Annotated in this window: 1 pseudogene; it reads right to left on the bottom strand. The window is 48.7% G+C overall.

Annotation, left to right across the window (positions count from 1 at the left end):
* Nucleotides 1–211 (bottom strand): annotated as a pseudogene (locus tag FJV41_RS55200) (glucose-6-phosphate dehydrogenase); the annotation flags it as partial.
* Nucleotides 212–616: the final 405 nt, after the last annotated feature.

Genomic DNA, 616 nt, shown 5'->3' on the forward strand with positions numbered 1-616 from the left:
TCATGAAGGTTTCCAGCGCTTCGCGCACGACTTTGGTATAAGCCGCTTTATCCCAGTCGGCACGGCCGACGCCAATGATTCTGGTGTCAGCGTGGATCTGGCCCGCCTTTTCAAGCTGATACAGGGAAGGCAACAATTTACGCCGCGCCAGGTCGCCCTTCGCGCCGAAAATGACCAGGTCGCATGCCTGGGCCGTTTGCGTTACCGCCATGTCATTCTCCTCAGTTGATAGTCTGGTGCTTTTGCCAGGCTATATTTGTAATTTTCTTACACTGCACTGTACTGTGTTTACGTATTTCCCGAAAGCCTTCCCCTTCGTTTGCGGCGGTAAAACCGCACAGGGTGAAAACATTCGGCGATGATTTGGGCATTCGGCCGTTATTGTTCGTTGTTTGTACCTGGTTCAGGTCAGTAAAATACGACCCTGATCATGTAATGAAAAAAAACAACATCATTTCACGTCATTCCTCACCGCTTGCGCTTGCGGAGGGGTATATTCTTGCTAAAACGCCCAATGATTTCACCCATTAATGAAATCGTTTCCATTGATGAGCGCCCTGTTACTAATGAACATGCTGGAAAAAATCCAGTCCCGACTGGAACACCTTAGTAAATC

It is taken from the genome of Myxococcus llanfairpwllgwyngyllgogerychwyrndrobwllllantysiliogogogochensis, from assembly GCF_006636215.1.
In the GTDB taxonomy this organism is placed as follows: domain Bacteria; phylum Myxococcota; class Myxococcia; order Myxococcales; family Myxococcaceae; genus Myxococcus; species Myxococcus llanfairpwllgwyngyllgogerychwyrndrobwllllantysiliogogogochensis.